The sequence below is a fragment of the Sphingomonas dokdonensis genome, assembly GCF_002197685.1.
GTDB classification, from domain to species: Bacteria; Pseudomonadota; Alphaproteobacteria; order Sphingomonadales; family Sphingomonadaceae; genus Sphingomonas; species Sphingomonas dokdonensis.
In genome coordinates, this window is record NZ_NBBI01000002.1 from 639,507 (window position 1) to 654,163 (window position 14,657).

The window sequence follows — 14,657 nt, forward strand, 5'->3', positions numbered from 1 at the left end:
GCGCGTGATGCTTCATAGCGGCATAACGCCTTCCAGAGACTCGGGAGAGGCCGTGTCTTCGAGCGGCACATCGCTCCCATACAGGGTTCAGGAGGGCACTTTGGTCGACTATATCTCAGGCAAGAACACGACCGACGACGATCTGCGCGCGACGGGCAACGACTCACAGCTGGTCGGTGGCGGCGGGAACGACATTCTTCGTGGCGGCAAGGGTGATGATATCCTTGTCGGTGGAGCGGGCGACGACAAGCTCTATGGCGGCGCGGGTGCCGACCAATTCCGCTTCTTCGGCAACCAGATCGACGGCGCATCGGACACGGACGCCATCTATGATCTGAATTTCGGCGACGGCGATACGCTGGTATTCGGCCAGTATAACGGCCTGTTCGGCACCGATGCGCCGGGGCTGAACGGCTTCGCATCAGGCGATTCGGCGATCATCTCGACCTATGAAGGGCTTGCTGCCGCCTACGAAGCGTCGGGCGGCCGGATTTCCTTCACCGGCAATCCGACCAGCAACCTGCTGATCATCAGCTTCGACAATGGTGCGGGTGCGACGCAGACGATCCGCATCACCGGCGGCTATGATGCCTTTGTGAGTGAGCTGACGCTCTCTTGACCTTGGCTTGAGGTCCCCCGGCGAGAGGGGCGTCGCATTCGTGCGGCGTCCCTCTTCCTTGTCTCAACGCGCCTTTTTCGCAGGTGTGCGTCGACACCCAGAGGATAACGCATGGTGCGCCGGTGATGCCCGGATCAGCAGAGAAAGCGAGCGGGAACGCCGATGTGCAGGTGGCGCTGCGATCGGCGGTTCGCGCCTTGGCGCTTCTCGCGCCAGCGCTGTGGATCGTGACGATCGGCTATTGCCTCACCTTGCTCCTGCTGCTCGACACCGCGCTGCCGGGCCGAAGCGCGGAAACGATCGTCGGACTGCTGGCGCTGGCTGCCGGTCTTGTCCTGTTCCACACCTTGCTGCTGGCCAAGCGACAGCGCATCCTCACCGCCCTTGCCGCCTGTTGCGATCGCGCGGGCGCAGATCGAGCAGCGCGGCAGGATTTGCTACGATCCGCTTTCCTGCGCGGCCACGTGTCGGCGGTAGTGGATGCGCTATCGAGCATTGTGCTGATCGCTGTGCTGGCGGTGGTGCTTGGCTGGCTGGCTGTCATTCCGCTTGCCGGCGCATCGATCGCGGTGGCCGTGTTGCTCGGCGGCATGCAGGCGAGCAAATCCGCCGTTGGCGCGAACGAGGCAAAGCAGGTACGCGACGTGGCGGACTTCGTGCTGAGCACCGAACGTGATCAATTTGCTCTGCTGGGCCTGACAGCGCGAGCGACCGAGGTGGTGCGGGGGCGGCGGCTGATGGCGGCGTATGCGGAAATGGCGGTCGGTCGGCAGGCCGAGCGCGTGAAATGGGCCGTCTCGCTGCTGGCCGGATCTTGCACGATCGGCGTCGTGGCGGGTGGCACATGGATGATGGCGCGGGATGCGGCGAGCCATGGCGCACTTGCTGCCGGCGTGCTGTTGACCGTTCTGGTCTTCCATCCGCTCCGCCAGATTGCGGGCGCGAGCGAAACCCTTGCCGGGGCGTATCGCGAATGGGGGCAGCTACGCGGTCCGCTACAAGAGCAGCCGAAAAGTGAAATGGTGGTGGCGCTGCCGCCGCCCACGCGCGATCTGGAGGTAAGCGGCATCTCGGTGCCGGTTCCTGGCACGCGCCGTCTGACGCTTCAGGATATTAGCTTTGCCGCATCTGCCGGAGAGTTGGTGGCGGTGATCGGGCCGGCTGATGCTGGTAAGTCGATGCTGCTGAAGGTTTTGACGGGCCAGGCGCCTCACGCGACCGGCGCTGTGCGGCTCGACGGTGCGGCGTTGAGCCAGTGGGGTGAGACCGCGCGGCATCGACATATCGGCTATTCGTCCCAATTGCCCAGCCTGATGCCGGGCACGGTGGCACAGAACATCGCCGATTTTGCGGCACCTGCCGATCCGGACGCGATCACCCGCGCCGCGGCGGCGGCGGGTGCGCACGATGCAATCGTCCGCCTGCCATCGGGATATGACACGATGCTCGGCGATCCCGATCAGCCCGCACCGGCGCTGTCAGTACAGCAGCGGATCGCCTGGGCGCGCGCGCTGTTCGGCGAACCCTTTCTGGTGCTGCTCGACAATCCGGGAAGCTTTCAGGACAGCGACGGCCATGTCGCGCTACGCCGGTGCCTGGCAGGTTTGCGCGCGCGTGGTGCGGTGACAATCGTGGTGGGCGACACCGCCTCGGTGATCGACAGCGCCGACCGCGTGCTGGTCATGCGCAAAGGCGGCATGGTGGATTACGGGCTCAAGGAAGACGTGCGCGCGCGCCTCACTGAACGGCAACGACGCGAGGCCGAAAGGCTGGCGGAGGTATCGGTCTGTGCCGACCCGCGTGATACGCCTGCCGTTGCGCCGATGGTGGAGTGACGATCATGGCGAGTGACCTTGCGCTCAACCTGTCCATGCCCGCCGTGGTCGACAGCGGGCCGCTGCACGATCCGCAGCACGCGCTGGATCGTAGCCTGCGGCAGTCGGCACTGCTGGTGGCGGCACTGATCGCGGCCATCGCACTTATGGCGTCGGTGATCCAGGTGACCGGCGCCGTGATCGGCAGCGGGCGCCTGTCGGTGGAATCAAGCGTGAAGCGTGTGGCACATCCGAGCGGCGGGGTGATCGCTCAGATCTTCGTGCGGGATGGCGACCGGGTTGGCAAGGGTGACCCGGTCATGCGCTTCGACAATCGGGTGAGCGGCGATAGCGCGGCCTCGCTCGGCCAGTCACTGGAGCAACTGCTGGCCGCACAGGCGCGCCTGACGGCCGAGCGCGACGGGACTGCGGCGGTGCGCTACCCGGCGTCGCTCACGTCGAACGCGGCGCCGACTGCCAAGCTGGCGATGGCCGAAGCGGACCGTCTGTTTGCGGCACGGCAGTCGTTGCAGGCGACCGAGCAGCGGGCCATTCGCGAGCGCGTTTCCCAAGCGCAGCAGGACGTGGCAGCGACCAACGCGCAACTCGCCGGGGCGGAGGACCAGCGACGTTATCTCACGCCGGAGCTGGAGGCGCTGCGCGGACTCTACGCCCGCCAATTGGTGACGGTGGCGCGGGTCAACCAGCTGGAACGGACGGCGGCCGAACTGAACGGGACGATCAACGCACTGCGGGCGCGCATTGCCGAGAAGAACGCGAGAATCGCCGAACTGCGGCAGATGGCGATCGAGGCGGAACGCAACGCCCGCGTGCAGGCGGGGCAGGAATTGGCGGGCGTGATGGCGCAACTGGGCGATCAACGCGTGCGATCGATCGCGGCGACCGACGCGTCCGAACGCTCGTTACTGCGCGCACCTTACGCCGGGGTGATCGACAATCTGGTCTATCAGACGATCGGTGGCGTGGTGCCGTCGGCGCAGACGATCATGGAGATCGTGCCTGATTCCGAGCCGCTGATCGTCAATGTCGCGGTGACGCCTGCGGACATCGATCAATTGCACATCGGACAGCCCGCAACCTTGCGCTTTTCCGCGTTCAATGCGCAGACCACGCCCGAGCTGACCGGCAGCGTGTTCTACATCGGCGCCGATCGCAAAAGCGACGAGCGTTCCGGTGCGCCATTCTATGACATCCGCCTGCGCGTGCCGGAGGCGGAGGTACACAAACTCGGCGCAGTAAAGCTAAAGGTCGGCATGCCGGTGGAGGCCTATATGCAGACCCAGCGACGCTCGATGCTCAGTTATTTGCTCAAGCCTTTGATCGACCAGTTCAACCGCGCCTTTCGGCAATAACAGCTTTAGCGGCTGCCGAAGGTGCGGTGCTCAGTAGAATTGCTGCAGCACCAGCCGACGCTCCGGGCCGTCGCACAGCCGCAATCGCACGGTACGTCCTGGCGTATCGGCTGACCAGGTGGCGAGCGGGCTGGTGGCGTAATCCTTAGGGATTGGCTGACCATCAATGGCGCAGATCGTCTCGCCGGCCGACCAGCCCGCGCGGGCGGCCGGCCCGTTGCGCATGACGTGCAGCACCCGCAGGCGGTCGCGATCGATGCCGACCAGGAGCCCGCTGGTCGAACGGAGCGGTGGTTGATCGGCGCTGGCGCCGGGCGCCAGGATCATGCGCCGTGCGGTGGGATCGAGCAGCACGCGATAATTCTGAAGAAAGCCCGTGCCGATCCTGCCTGCCGCCTGGATCGTCTCGGAAAAGCCGCCGGCGGGCTCCACGCGAACCTCCACGCGGCGCGCGGCAAGCTCGCCCAGGCGAAGAACCGGTACGATCCCGATGGTGCTCGTCACCGTGCCGGCAAGGCCGAACGAAATGGTGCTGGTGGTGCGTACACCATCGATCTTCGCCGCAGTCCAGCCTTCGGCCGTGACGGTAACCGAAGAGCCGTCACCGGTATCCACGATCATCGGGCGCAGGCTGGTGGCGCCGAGGCTCAGTTCGCTGACATAGACTAGCCGATCACGGGAAATCCAAAGCGGCGCAGTGAAGCCGCGGAACGGCATGCGGCCACTGGGCAGCAGCCGAAAGCGCCGGGCGACGAAATCGATATCCAGCGCAAAGGACGCGGTGAGATCCCGGCCGACAAGCAGGTCCACCGGCTCGGCGCTGCCGGTGGCCAGCGCGGGCAGCGCGGCCACTGCCAGGCCGCCGCCTACACGGGTGACGCTGCCGAGGCGCACCTGTTGCGTCGGTGTCCAGCCGATCGGCACCATGCCTCCAATCGCTGTCGCGTTCCCGCCGGCTGTTACCTTGAGTGCGGCCTGATCGGCGAAACGGCGCGAAAGAACGGAGTAGCTGACGCCGGTGTCGAGGATCGCGCTTGCCGTGCGCCCGTCGATTTCGAGCGAGAAGCGCAGTTGATTGCCGGGCGTCAGATCGAAAGGGATCCACCGCGTTTCAGCGTCGGGCGACAGGGTGAACGTGCCGCGCGGCTGCATCGCCGGCGATGCATTTGGCGTGGGAAGCGCGGCGGCGAGGAGCAGAGTGAGGAGCACAGGCCCGGATAGCCGCGCAACAGTTAACCGCCAACTGAACGTCCGAAGGCTTCAGTCGATCAAGGGCAATGCCGGTGATCGGACCCGGACGAATCCGGGCGATCACCAGCGCGAAGCGTCAGCCCTTGTTCGCCTGACGCTTGGCCATGAAGGCGAGGCGTTCGAAGAGCATGACGTCCTGCTCATTCTTCAGCAGCGCACCGTGCAACGGCGGGATTGCCTTCGTCGGATCGCGGTTCTGCAGCACGTCGAGCGGCATGTCTTCGTGCAGCAGCAGCTTGAGCCAGTCGAGCAATTCGCTGGTCGACGGCTTCTTCTTCAGTCCCGGCACGTCGCGCACGTCGTAGAAGATGTCCATCGCCTTGCTGACGAGCATCTTCTGAATGCCGGGAAAATGCACGTCGACGATCGCCTGCATCGTCTCGCGATCCGGGAACTTGATGTAGTGGAAGAAGCAGCGGCGCAGAAAGGCGTCGGGGAGCTCCTTTTCGTTGTTGGAGGTGATCACCACGATCGGGCGCTCTGCGGCGCGCACGGTTTCCTTCGTCTCGTAAACATGGAATTCCATGCGATCGAGCTCCTGCAGGAGATCGTTCGGGAATTCGATGTCGGCCTTGTCGATCTCGTCGATCAGCAGGACGGGAAGTTGGGGCGCGGTGAACGCCTCCCAAAGCTTGCCCTTGCGAATATAGTTCGAGATGTCGTGGACCCGCTCGTCGCCGAGCTGGCCATCGCGCAGCCGCGCCACCGCATCATATTCGTACAGGCCCTGCTGCGCCTTGGTGGTGGATTTCACGTTCCACTCGATCAGCGGCGCGCCGGTCGCCTTGGCAATTTCATAAGCGAGTACGGTTTTGCCGGTGCCGGGCTCGCCCTTCACCAACAGCGGCCGTCGCAGCATAACGGCGGCGTTGACCGCGACCTTCAGATCATCGGTCGCGACATAGCTTTGCGTGCCTTCGAAACGCTTCATGCCCTCTTCCCGTCTCGTTCGAATATCGGGTTTGGGATGATCGAATTCTGCCGCAGGTGCAAGCGGCTTGGCCGTATACTGTTGTTAAAGAGCGGAGCGCGCCTCTGCGCGGGCAGCGAGCAAGCGCCACAGGCCATGGTGCTGCACCGCCAGCTGCTGCGCACCAAAAGCAAGCGCCCGTGAACGCGACGGATCGGTGGCCATATCCTGTGCCGCGGCAAGGATCGTGGTGCGAGATGGGAGCTGTGAAGGAGGAACGGCGATGTTCGCGCGCGCGGCCGCTGCCGTCAGAACCGCGCGGACGGCATGCCAATCGAGGAGGAGTGCCAATGCAGCGCCACCGGCGCAGCCCATTCGCGCCGATTGCGCCAGCGTGGCCAGCGCGTGACGCTGCGTCGTGATGGCAGCTTCGGACTGTGCATGGCGCGGCGTGGAGGGTATCGGACCAACGGCGGCAGTCACGGTGGCGAGCATCGCCCGCTCCGCATCGAAGGCGGCCGCCATTCGTTCAAGCGCGTTGTCGGCATCCGGCGAGGCAGCAAGCGTCACCAGGCTTGGTGCCGCGCCATGGAGGTGGCAAAGCGCATGAACCGCGTCTGCAAGGTCGCGCGTGCTGGCGGTAGGCAGGCACAGTCCCACCGCATGATCACAGGCGAGCGTGCCTTCCTGATCAACGATCAGATCAATGGCACAGCGCTTTGCGGTTGCTAATGCGCTAAATGGCACCGCCTTGTTACCCTTCCCCACAAATTGAGCAGCAGCAATAGGGATAGTACGGTAAACAGGCCGTTAAGCCTAAGCGGCGTTGATGATAACCGTCACGCCCACGACGTGGCCGCTGCTGAGCAGAGGGGCCAGTCCGATCCGCACGCGCTGAAGATCGGCGCCGCCGATCAGCAGCCCGGCCTCGATCGATTGCGGCGCCCGCCGATCGATCGTGCCTTCGAATGCATCGCCCAGATTGCTGCGGTCAGTGACGTTTACCAGTGAAACAAGGCGCGCGGTTGTGAGGGCCTCGACACTGGCGCCGGTAAGTGCGGAGAGTTGTGGCGATGCATAGTCGATCCGACCGCGCAGATTCACGATGGCCGCAGCACCGCCCGCCGCTTCGACCGCGCGAAAGATCGCCTCGTGTCGGTCACGCCAATGCTGCAGTTCTTCCAGCGCCGTCGCATCCTGGATCTGCAGCACGCAACCGCTTGGCCCGTTGCTGATCTGATAGGCGAGCAGGCGCTCGGGAAAGCGGGGCGAATGGCACTCGATCGTTTCGGCCAGACCCGATCCGCTGACGCGAAGAATAGCCGTCTGCAGCGTTTCGTCGCCCGACGCGCACAGCCCCTCCAGTGGAGCACCAATGTCAACGCTGTCACCGAAATACGCGCGGGCACCGCGGCTCGCGCCCGTTATCGCCTGATCGGGTGCCAGCAGGACGATCATGTCCGACATGGCTTCAAGCAGCGTCTTCAAATGACTGCCAGTCGGCGGCTGCGCATGGGGAGCACACAAAGCATCCATCACGTCTAGCGACGTCAGCACCAAGCGTGGCCGGCCGCGATGAAGAATGTACACGGGTGCTCGACTGGCACGATCCTGCCAGATCCCAAAGTGTCGGACGAGGTCCGACGCGGTTACCTGCTGTTCGACGCCAGCAGGTTGCGAGGAATGTTTCGCCATTGCCTCAGCGTAAGCGGCAAAAGTCGTGCGGCAAGTGGATTATGCCATTCTGGCATGAGCTGAGCGTCTAATTGGTAGAAAGCCGCCATTTTGGATCAGAATAGTCGGTCAAATATCAAAGCGCGCTGCATGACTAACTTATGTTTTTGATGTTACTACGTGTCATCCGGCTATTGCGTTAATGGTAAGAGAATCAAGCGCAAGATGCCGGACAGGAGAGCAATCCTTCCCCGGCTCTCCCTGTCAGCGACGACGTTTGATGAACCCGCCACTTTGCGGGCGCTGATTACGGCGTTCGACCGTGTCGGAAACGTCGCAGTCCGTGCTCGAGGATCGATGGTTCCAACCTCGGCAAACGGTGACAGATGACGCGGCGACGATTCCCCGACATCGTCGCCGCGCCATTACTTCTGTGAGCTAGTGAGACGCCTTTGAGCGGCGGATCAGCGATTTGGGCGCAAAAGGAAAGGGCGGGAAGATCGCTCTTCCCGCCCTTCGCCGTGTTGCTGGTGGTTGCTTACTGATCGAGGAAGCTGCGCATCTTCCGGCTGCGGCTCGGGTGCTTCAGCTTGCGAAGCGCCTTTGCCTCGATCTGGCGAATACGCTCGCGCGTTACGCTGAATTGCTGTCCGACCTCTTCCAGCGTGTGATCGGTGTTCATGCCGATACCGAAGCGCATGCGCAGCACGCGCTCCTCACGCGGCGTAAGGCTGGCAAGAACGCGGGTGACCGTTTCCTTGAGGTTCGCCTGGATCGCGGCGTCCACAGGGATGACGGCGTTCTTGTCCTCGATGAAGTCGCCCAGATGGCTGTCTTCCTCGTCGCCGATAGGCGTTTCAAGGGAGATCGGCTCCTTGGCGATCTTCATCACCTTGCGGACCTTTTCCAGCGGCATGGAAAGGCGCTCGGCCATTTCCTCGGGCGTCGGCTCGCGGCCCTGCTCGTGCAGGAACTGGCGGCTGGTGCGGACCAGCTTGTTGATCGTCTCGATCATGTGGACCGGGATGCGGATAGTGCGCGCCTGGTCCGCGATCGAGCGGGTGATCGCCTGGCGAATCCACCAGGTCGCATAGGTCGAGAACTTGTACCCGCGGCGATACTCGAACTTGTCCACCGCCTTCATCAAGCCGATATTGCCTTCCTGGATCAGATCCAGAAACTGCAGGCCGCGGTTGGTGTACTTCTTGGCGATCGAGATCACGAGGCGCAGGTTCGCCTCAACCATTTCCTTCTTCGCGATGCGCGCCTCGCGCTCCGCCTTCTGCACCATGTTGACGATACGGCGGAACTCGCCGAGCGCCATGCCGGTCTGCTGCGAAATTTCGGCGATTTCGGTGCGGATCCGGTCCACCGCCGGTGCCTCGTTGGTGGCAAAGGCGGTCCACTTCTTGTCGAGGCCGTTCACGGTCGCGAGGAACGTGTCGTCGAGCTCATGGCCCATGTAGCGTTCGAGGAAATCCTTGCGGCTCACCTTGTGGCGCTCGGCCAGACGCAGCATCTGCCCACCCAGCGTCGTCAGCCGGCGGTTATAGCTGTACAGCTGGTCGACAAGATATTCGATCTTGGCATTGTGGAACTGGACGCTCTCCACTTCCGCCGTCAGGTCCTCGCGCAGCTTCTGATACTTGCGCTCGTCCGCCGCCGTCAGCTCGGTCCCGCCGCCCATGGCGTCGAGCCGGCCCTGCTGCATCTTGGAAAACTTCTTGTAGATCGCAGTGATGTTGGCGAACTTCTCAAGCGCCATCGGCTTGAGCGTTTCCTCCATCTGCGCGAGGCTGAGGGTATTGTCCTCCTCCTCGTCGTCCGACGGACGCGGGGTCCGGCGCTCGGTCATGTCGTCATCGTCGTCCGACGACGCTTCCTCGGGCTCATCCTCTTCCTTGAAGCTGGTACCCGCGGTCTTTTCGCTGATCTCGCCGTTATCGTCTTCCTCGGCGCCTTCGACCTGCTCGGCCGACGGACCCTTGGACAGCATGGCGTCGAGATCGAGGATCTCGCGCAGCTGCATCGTGCCTTCGTTGAGCTGGGTCGACCAATCGATGATCGCGTTGAAGGTGATGGGCGATTCGCACAGGCCCATGATCATCGTATCGCGGCCGGCCTCGATCCGCTTGGCAATCGCGATCTCGCCCTCGCGGCTGAGCAGCTCGACGGCGCCCATTTCGCGCAGGTACATGCGCACCGGGTCGTCGGTGCGGTCGACCGTTTCCTTCTTCTTCTCGGGAACGGGCGCGTTGTCGGGTTCGCCGTCGACGGACTCGACCTCGTCTTCCGGCTGCTCCTGCTCCTCGCCGTCTTCGCCCTGCTCCTCGTTCTCGACGATGTTCACGCCCATTTCGTTAAGCGCGGACATGATGTCCTCGAGTTGGTCGCTGGACATCTGGTCCTGCGGCAAGGCGGCGTTCAGCTGTTCGTAGGTGATGTACCCACGCTTCTTGGCGCGGGCGATCATCTTCTTGATGTCCGCGTCGTTCAGGTCGATCAGCGGGGCATCGGCCACTTCAACGCCGTCTTCTGCACCGCTACCGTTAACCTTCGCCATCAATCGTCCTCGGAATCAAAAGCGCGGGCGTCTTCGTTCGACTGAACGAGATTTGCAAGCCGAAGCTCCAGCGCCTGTTTCTCTCTCACCAACGCCACCTGCCGTTCAAACGCTTCTTCGGTGAAGCGCGCCTGCATGGCGGACGTTGCATCAGCTAAAGCCGCATTCACCTCAGGCTGCGTCACAAGGATCGCGATCGCCTCGTCCAGGTCGTCCCTGGCGCGCGTCGCATCCCCGGTCGGCTGCGTGAAGGAATAGGCCATCGTATCTGCTCTCAGCAGGTCGCGTGCGACCGCTTCGAAACCGCTGTTCGTTAATATGGTAACGAGCCGTGCGCTATCAAGCGCCCGATCCTCCAGCGCGACATCGACGACCGCTTCGAACAATCGCCCAAGGGCGCCGTCCGCCAGCCGCAGCGAGCCGAGCACCTCCATGTGCCGAGCGATCTCGGCCGGGTGGCGGATCAGCCCGGCGAGCACGGCCTTGGCGAGCACGCGATCGATGCCGGTCGCGCGCAACGCCTTGGCATCTTCGGTCACGGGGAGGGGAGGGGGCGTCCACTTCTGCCCCGGACGACGCGGTACGAACGGCGCGCGCGGTTCGAAACGGCGCGGGGCGGGCGCGAACTGCTCGTCGTAGCGACGGCGGAACTCCGCCTGATATTCGGAGCGGACGACGGGATCGAGGATGGTCTTGGCAAGCTCGCCCATGCGCGCGCGAAACCCCGCGCGCTGTTCGGGGGTGGTCATCGGCTCGGCGGCAAGCTCGTGCGCCCATAGCCGGTCGACCAGCGGCACGGCTTCGCGCACGCATGCCTCGAACGCCGCGGCACCCTTTGCGCGCACCAGATCGTCCGGGTCCTGACCCTCCGGCAGAGTCACGAACGAGAGGCTGCGCCCCGGCGCCAGCATCGGCAGCGCGCGGTGCGCGGCGCGGATCGCGGCCTTTTGCCCGGCATTGTCGCCGTCGAAGCAGAGCGTCGGCACGTCGACCATCCGCCACAGGCGTTCGAGCTGATGCTCGGTCAGCGCGGTGCCGAGCGGCGCCACCGTCTCGCCAAGCCCGGCCTGCGCCAGCGCGATCGCATCCATATACCCCTCGACGACGAACACCCGGTCCGCCTTGCGCGCGGCAGGGGCGGCGCGATCGAGATTGTACAGCGTCCGTCCCTTGTCGAAGAGCGGCGTGTCGGGGGAGTTCAGATATTTCGGCTCGCCATCGCCGATGATGCGGCCACCAAACGCGATCACGCGCCCGCGCTGGTCGCGGATCGGGATCATCAGCCTGCCGCGGAAGCGGTCGTACGGGTCCTTGCCCTCGACGCTGATGAGCAGGCCCGCCTCGATCAGCATGGGGTCGCCGAACTGCTTCAGCGCCGCGCGCAGCTTGCCGCGCGCATCGGGGGCATAGCCGAAGCCGAAGTTGCGCCGGGTCGCATCGGAGATGCCGCGGCGCTGAAGCAGGTCGCGCGCCGGCGCCCCTTCCAGCCCGTCGAGCTGCTGCTCGAACCATTCGGCGGCGGCGGCCATCACGTCGTGCAGCGACTGGGCACGCTCCGCGCGTTCGGCCGACCTTTTGTCCTGCGCCGGCATCTCCATGCCCGCCGCCTGCACCAGCTCCTTCACCGCATCGATGAACGGCAGCCCGCGCTGATCGGTCATCCAGCGGATGGCGTCGCCATGCGCGGAGCAGCCGAAGCAATGGTAGAAGCCCTTGTCGTCGTTGACGTAGAAGCTTGGCGTTTTCTCGTTGTGAAACGGGCAGCAGCCCTTGTGCTCGCGCCCGGCCTTGGTGAGCTTTGTCGTCTTGCCGATCAGCGCGGACAGCGAGGTGCGGGCGCGCAGTTCGTCGAGAAAGGCAGGGGTCAGCGACATGGTGATGTGGTCTGCTTGGCACGCCCTTCGACAAGGTTAGGACGCACGGAGTTGTATGGAGCCGAGGTCCTACACTCCCCCGTTCGTCCTGAGCCTGTCGAAGGACGTGCCCCATACGCGATTGCCAATTGCGACACTCGCTCCCAGTCGCCCGCGATCAGGGCTTCCTTCTTCGCCCGCGACCATCCTTTGATCCGCTTCTCGGCGTCAAGCGCTTCCAGACGCGACGGGAAGTCTTGGCACCAAGCCAGTGCAACCGGCTGACGCCGCGCGGTATAGTCGCTCCCGCGCCCGATCTGATGCTGTCCGATCCGCTGTTCTAGCGCATCCGTGTGCCCGGCATAGAAGCTGCCGTCCGAACAACGGAGCAGATAGGTCCAGAACGGCATGTGGGGTGCTTGTGGCAGATCGGTGCGGGCCGGTCGAGAGGGCAGCGCTTGTGACACGCCCTTCGACAGGCTCAGGGCGAACGGGGGAGGGGTGGTGTCCTCTCCACAACAAAGTCGTTCGTGCTGAGCCTGTCGAACCACATCTCTCCAAACGCTACGTCAGTCTCAGGCCAACGCCGCCTTCACCAGCCCGCTGGCCTTGGACATGTCCAGCACGTTGCCGTGCCGTGCCTTCAACTCGGCCATGACGCGGCCCATGTCCTTCATGCCGGCCGCGCCGATCTCGGCCTTGATCGCCTCGATCGCGGCGGTCGTTTCCGCCTCGTCCATCTGCTTGGGGAGAAAGCGGTCGATCACCGCGACCTCCGCCTCTTCTGCCGCGGCGAGCTCCTCACGGCCGCCGGAGCGGAACATCTGGATCGATTCGATCCGCTGCTTCTTCATCTTCTGCAGGACCTCGACGACGAGCGAATCGTCGTCGGGCGCCTGTGCGGCGGTGCGCACTTCGATGTCGCGGTTCTTGATGGCGGCCTGGATCAGGCCGATGGCGGCGCGCGTGTCCTTGTCGCCGGCCTTCATGGCGGCGATCTGGGCTTGCTTGATATCGTCTCGAATCATGGTGCGCCCGCCCATATCAGATTGACGCGGGGGAGGGTGGGCTTTAGCGCGCCGCACTTAACGTACATCGCCGCTTACCCAGGAGTGCCCGCCCCCATGGCCGACGCCAAGCCCTTGCACGCGCCTCAACCCGAGGGGGCCACCGGCGTTCTCGTTCTCGCCACCGGGGATGTCTTGTGGGGGCACGGCTTCGGTGCCGAGGGGCAGGCGGTAGGCGAGGTGTGCTTCCACACCGCGATGACCGGCTATCAGGAGATCATGACCGATCCGTCGTTCGCGGGGCAGGTCATCACCTTCACCTTTCCGCACATCGGCAACGTCGGCGCCAACCCGGACGACGTAGAGGCAGACGAGCCGCATGCGCTGGGCATGATCGTGCGCGAGGACCCGACCGCGCCATCGAACTTCCGTGCGGCGGAGAACCTTGCCGGCTGGATGAAGCGGCATGCGCGCATCGGCCTCGCCGGCATCGACACGCGCGCACTGACCCGCCGCATCCGTGCCGGCGGCGCGCCCAATGGTGTGATCGCGCATTCGGCGACTGGCGAGTTCGACCTCGACTTGCTGCTGAACATGGCGCGCGAATGGCCGGGGCTGGAGGGCATGGACCTCGCCAAGAGCGTGACGCGCGAGACGCATGGCACTTGGGGCGACGATCGCAGCGGCGGTGTCTGGCGGCTCGGTTTCGGCTACGAGAGCGCCGGCGGTGAGGATCGCCCGCATGTCGTCGCGATCGATTACGGCAGCAAGCACAACATCTTCCGCAACCTTGTTCAGGCAGGCGCGAAGGTATCGGTGGTGCCGGCGGAAACCGACTTTGAGACGATCATGGCGCTCAGTCCCGACGGCATCTTCCTGTCGAATGGGCCGGGCGATCCCGCAGCGACCGGCGGATATGCCGTTCCGGTGATCCAGAAGCTGCTTGAGACGGGCAAGCCATTGTTCGGCATCTGCCTGGGTCACCAACTGCTCGGCCTCGCAGTCGGCGCGCGCACGACCAAGATGTTCCAGGGCCACCGCGGCGCGAACCATCCGGTCAAGCGGCTTGCCGACGGTGCCGTGGAGATCACCAGCATGAACCATGGCTTCGCCGTAGAGCGCGACAGCTTGCCGGCGAATGCGCGCGAAACGCACGTGTCGTTGTTCGACGGCAGCAATGCCGGGCTCGAGTTGACCGACAAGCCCGCGTTCAGCGTGCAATATCACCCCGAGGCGAGCCCGGGGCCGCAGGACAGTTTCTACCTGTTCGAACGCTTCGTGGGTTCGCTGCGGTGATCGTACCGGGCCGGCTTGCCGCCCCGGTGCTGATTCTTGCCGGGGCTGCCTGTTCGCAGGCCGCCCCGGCGAACCGGCACCAGTTGCAGGCGCGGCTTTCCTCCATTCCGAACAAGTGCGGGGTGGAGAAGGTACGGCTGACCGCAACGTCCGCCGCAACCGTGACCATGGAATTGCCCGGCGACATGTCAAGCGCGGAGGCCGAGAAGGCCTCTGCCTGCATCGCAGCCGAAGTGAAGAAGATTTCGGGAGCCAGTCTCGCGCCGCATGGCGCCGGGGCGGCCGCTGCCGAGTAGG

Annotated in this window: 13 protein-coding genes; 5 read left to right on the plus strand and 8 right to left on the minus strand. The window is 64.5% G+C overall.

What is annotated here, in order from left to right:
• The first annotated feature begins 100 nt into the window (after window positions 1-100).
• The 3 genes from SPDO_RS17250 to SPDO_RS07900 all read left to right on the plus strand — a co-directional run bounded on the left by SPDO_RS17250 (window position 101) and on the right by SPDO_RS07900 (window position 3,806).
• Window positions 101-619: a calcium-binding protein gene (locus SPDO_RS17250; RefSeq protein ID WP_088366898.1), complete on the plus strand. Its 519-nt coding sequence runs from the start codon at window positions 101-103 to the stop codon at window positions 617-619.
• Window positions 620-744: 125 nt separating this feature from the next.
• On the plus strand, window positions 745-2,454 hold the full coding sequence (locus SPDO_RS07895) for an ATP-binding cassette domain-containing protein (protein ID WP_088366899.1): 1,710 nt from the start codon (window positions 745-747) through the stop codon (window positions 2,452-2,454).
• Window positions 2,455-2,459: 5 nt separating this feature from the next.
• On the plus strand, window positions 2,460-3,806 hold the full coding sequence (locus SPDO_RS07900) for an HlyD family type I secretion periplasmic adaptor subunit (protein WP_143559612.1): 1,347 nt from the start codon (window positions 2,460-2,462) through the stop codon (window positions 3,804-3,806).
• Window positions 3,807-3,836: 30 nt separating this feature from the next.
• On the opposite strand, the gene SPDO_RS07905 is transcribed toward SPDO_RS07900, so the two are convergent.
• The 8 genes from SPDO_RS07905 to SPDO_RS07940 all read right to left on the minus strand — a co-directional run bounded on the left by SPDO_RS07905 (window position 3,837) and on the right by SPDO_RS07940 (window position 13,085).
• Entirely contained in the window at window positions 3,837-5,015 is a 1,179-nt protein-coding gene (locus tag SPDO_RS07905) for an aspartyl protease family protein (RefSeq protein WP_245829282.1), read from the minus strand.
• A gap of 118 nt (window positions 5,016-5,133) precedes the next feature.
• Window positions 5,134-5,988, minus strand: a complete 855-nt coding sequence (locus tag SPDO_RS07910) for an AAA family ATPase (RefSeq protein ID WP_088366901.1) — start codon at window positions 5,986-5,988, stop codon at window positions 5,134-5,136.
• Between the two features lie 84 nt (window positions 5,989-6,072).
• Window positions 6,073-6,735, minus strand: coding sequence for a DUF6975 family protein (locus SPDO_RS07915; protein ID WP_425441936.1), 663 nt, complete (start codon window positions 6,733-6,735; stop codon window positions 6,073-6,075).
• Window positions 6,736-6,783: 48 nt separating this feature from the next.
• Window positions 6,784-7,662, minus strand: coding sequence for a PAS domain-containing protein (locus SPDO_RS07920; protein ID WP_143559614.1), 879 nt, complete (start codon window positions 7,660-7,662; stop codon window positions 6,784-6,786).
• A gap of 517 nt (window positions 7,663-8,179) precedes the next feature.
• A complete protein-coding gene (gene rpoD / locus SPDO_RS07925) occupies window positions 8,180-10,204 on the minus strand; it encodes an RNA polymerase sigma factor RpoD (protein ID WP_088366904.1) in 2,025 nt (674 codons plus the stop codon).
• Window positions 10,204-12,078 carry a DNA primase gene (dnaG, locus tag SPDO_RS07930; RefSeq protein ID WP_088366905.1) on the minus strand — a complete coding sequence of 625 codons (1,875 nt, stop codon included), beginning with the start codon at window positions 12,076-12,078 and terminating at the stop codon, window positions 10,204-10,206. Before dnaG ends, rpoD begins: the two co-directional genes overlap by 1 nt.
• A complete protein-coding gene (locus SPDO_RS07935) occupies window positions 12,069-12,467 on the minus strand; it encodes a GIY-YIG nuclease family protein (protein WP_088366906.1) in 399 nt (132 codons plus the stop codon). The genes dnaG and SPDO_RS07935 overlap by 10 nt, the downstream gene beginning before the upstream one ends.
• Before the next feature lie 165 nt (window positions 12,468-12,632).
• Window positions 12,633-13,085 carry a GatB/YqeY domain-containing protein gene (locus tag SPDO_RS07940; protein ID WP_088367047.1) on the minus strand — a complete coding sequence of 151 codons (453 nt, stop codon included), beginning with the start codon at window positions 13,083-13,085 and terminating at the stop codon, window positions 12,633-12,635.
• A gap of 96 nt (window positions 13,086-13,181) precedes the next feature.
• Here SPDO_RS07940 and carA point away from each other — a divergent pair, with 96 nt between their 5' ends.
• The gene (gene carA / locus SPDO_RS07945) at window positions 13,182-14,360 is read left to right on the plus strand and encodes a glutamine-hydrolyzing carbamoyl-phosphate synthase small subunit (protein WP_088366907.1); all 1,179 of its coding nucleotides are present in this window, start codon (window positions 13,182-13,184) and stop codon (window positions 14,358-14,360) included.
• Window positions 14,357-14,656, plus strand: coding sequence for a hypothetical protein (locus SPDO_RS07950; protein WP_088366908.1), 300 nt, complete (start codon window positions 14,357-14,359; stop codon window positions 14,654-14,656). Before carA ends, SPDO_RS07950 begins: the two co-directional genes overlap by 4 nt.
• Window position 14,657: the final 1 nt, after the last annotated feature.

Bases quoted from the DNA above. Each gene is read 5' to 3' on its own strand.
- carA (WP_088366907.1), top strand. From the start codon at position 13,182: ATGGCCGACGCCAAGCCCTTGCACGCGCCTCAACCCGAGGGGGCCACC.
- dnaG (WP_088366905.1), bottom strand. From the start codon at position 12,078: ATGTCGCTGACCCCTGCCTTTCTCGACGAACTGCGCGCCCGCACCTCG.
- SPDO_RS07900 (WP_143559612.1), top strand. From the start codon at position 2,460: ATGGCGAGTGACCTTGCGCTCAACCTGTCCATGCCCGCCGTGGTCGAC.
- SPDO_RS07895 (WP_088366899.1), top strand. From the start codon at position 745: ATGCCCGGATCAGCAGAGAAAGCGAGCGGGAACGCCGATGTGCAGGTG.
- SPDO_RS07910 (WP_088366901.1), bottom strand. From the start codon at position 5,988: ATGAAGCGTTTCGAAGGCACGCAAAGCTATGTCGCGACCGATGATCTG.
- rpoD (WP_088366904.1), bottom strand. From the start codon at position 10,204: ATGGCGAAGGTTAACGGTAGCGGTGCAGAAGACGGCGTTGAAGTGGCC.
- SPDO_RS07935 (WP_088366906.1), bottom strand. From the start codon at position 12,467: ATGCCGTTCTGGACCTATCTGCTCCGTTGTTCGGACGGCAGCTTCTAT.
- SPDO_RS07920 (WP_143559614.1), bottom strand. From the start codon at position 7,662: ATGGCGAAACATTCCTCGCAACCTGCTGGCGTCGAACAGCAGGTAACC.
- SPDO_RS07940 (WP_088367047.1), bottom strand. From the start codon at position 13,085: ATGATTCGAGACGATATCAAGCAAGCCCAGATCGCCGCCATGAAGGCC.